This window comes from Salipiger sp. HF18 (assembly GCF_011806505.1).
Lineage (GTDB): Bacteria > Pseudomonadota > Alphaproteobacteria > Rhodobacterales > Rhodobacteraceae > Salipiger > Salipiger thiooxidans.
The window spans coordinates 1-1,845 of sequence record NZ_JAATOS010000663.1 but is presented as its reverse complement, the minus strand read 5'-3'; the positions used below and the strand labels follow the sequence as shown (position 1 = coordinate 1,845).

At 68.9% G+C, this 1,845-nt stretch carries 3 protein-coding genes; all 3 read left to right on the top strand.

Features of this window, described 5'->3' with window-relative positions:
* Window positions 1-73: 73 nt before the first annotated feature.
* Window positions 74-715, top strand: a complete 642-nt coding sequence (locus HC022_RS25605; protein ID WP_008884654.1) for a pyrimidine 5'-nucleotidase — start codon at window positions 74-76, stop codon at window positions 713-715.
* A 123-nt stretch (window positions 716-838) separates the two neighbouring features.
* Complete coding sequence (locus tag HC022_RS25600; RefSeq protein ID WP_008884317.1) at window positions 839-1,051, top strand: hypothetical protein; 213 nt, start codon at window positions 839-841, stop codon at window positions 1,049-1,051.
* Between the two features lie 181 nt (window positions 1,052-1,232).
* A partial coding sequence (locus HC022_RS25595) for an FAD-dependent monooxygenase (RefSeq protein ID WP_167454263.1) occupies window positions 1,233-1,845 on the top strand: 613 nt, incomplete at its 3' end.

Here is a 1,845-nt window from a genome sequence, read left to right as displayed (position 1 = left end):
AGATAGCGCCAACGGCGCCTGTGGATCAATGCGCCCATTGCCGCAAACCGCGCAGAGGATTAAGCTTCGCGCCATGGTGAAACAGCACTTCAGCCACGTCCGGCACTGGGTCTTCGACCTGGACAACACGCTCTACGCCCCCTCCGTGCGGCTCTTCGACCAGATCGAACGGCGGATGAACGCCTTCGTCGTGCGCGTGCTCGGCGTCGACGACACCGAGGCCAACCGCCTGCGCAAGCATTACTGGCAGCTCCACGGCACCACGCTCGCCGGGCTCATGGCCGAGCACAAGATCGACCCCGACGCCTATCTTGAAGAGGTCCACGACATCTCCTTCGACGCGCTGGCGCCCGACCCGCATCTCGCCGAGCTGATCGGCAATTTGCCGGGCCGGCGCATCGTCTACACCAACGGCAGCGCTCCCTACGCGGCACAAGTGCTGAAGGCGCGCGGGCTCGACGCGGCCTTCGACGCGATCTACGGCGTCGAACACGCGGGCTACCGTCCGAAACCGGAGGAAGACGCCTTCCGTACGGTCTTCGAACGCGACGGCACCGATCCCCTCAGGGCCGCGATGTTCGAGGACGACCCGCGCAACCTTACCGCTCCCCACGCCATGGGGATGCGCACGGTGCATGTCGCCCCGGAACGGGCCGCGGGCTCGCATATCCAGCACCATACCGACGATCTGCCCGCCTTCCTCGGCCAGCTCTGAGCGCCCCTGCGACATTCCGTTCCTGCGGCAATCCGGCATGCTGATTTGCCGCCCGGCGGTCCTTATCTGCCTGCCGATGCGCCGCGCAAGATCGCCCGGCCCCAGTGACCAGGAGAGACCGACATGAGCATGAACGAAGCGACCGCCGCCGATCTGGCCCCCGCAACCGCCCGCGGCCTGAGCGTCGAGGCCCGGATCTGGATCGGCCTCGCCGTCTTCATCGCCGTGGTGGCCGCGGCGACCGTGACCTGGGGTGCCGTCGGCCTCGCCATGTGCGCGCTGGCCTGCGTGCCGGTCTGCTACGCGATGATCCTGCTGATCACCGTCGGCAAGTAAGGCGGGCAAGGTGCGCCCGCGCCGCATGGCATCACGCCGCCCCCTGCCCTAGATCTCCCATCGGGACCCCGTCCGACTCGGCCCGGCAGCGCAGCCCGCATACGCACGGCTGCGCAAGCTTCCGCCGGGTGGTTCAGCTTGGTCCCGAAACGCTCTAGATATGGGGCAAAGGAGAGCGGCCATGGATTGCGACATTCTCATCTCGGGCGGCGGCATCGCCGGTCTGACCGCGGCCGCCGCCTTCGGCGCCGCCGGATTCTCGGTGATCTGCGTCGACCCGGCCCCGCCGGTGACCGCGTTCCTCGAGAAGGCGGGCCTCTGGGCCCGGCTCGAGGGCCACGCCATGCCGCTGCAGGTCATGCGCATCGTCGACGCCGGTGGCGAACGCCCGGAACCGCGCGTGACCCGCGATTTCGATGCCGACGACATCTCGGAGAAGCCTTTCGGCTGGAACCTCCCGAACTGGCTGCTGCGGCGCGAGATGGCGGCGCATCTGCACGACATGCCGACCGTCGACTTCCGCCCCGGCACCGCCACCACCACGCTCTTCACCCGCGAGGCCTATGCCCGCGTCGGCCTCTCGGACGGCAGCACGGTGCAGACCCGGCTGGTGATCGCCGCGGACGGGCGCAACTCCCCCATGCGCGAGGCCGCGGGCATCGGCGTGAAGACCACCCGTTTCGGCCAGAAGGCGCTGGCCTTCGCGGTCACCCACCCGATCCCTCACGGCAACGTCTCGACCGAGATCCACCGCACCGGCGGCCCCTTCACCCTCGTGCCGCTGCCCGACTTCG

Coding starts and splice junctions, on each gene's coding strand:
- HC022_RS25605 (WP_008884654.1), top strand. CDS start 74: ATGGTGAAACAGCACTTCAGCCACGTCCGGCACTGGGTCTTCGACCTG.
- HC022_RS25600 (WP_008884317.1), top strand. CDS start 839: ATGAGCATGAACGAAGCGACCGCCGCCGATCTGGCCCCCGCAACCGCC.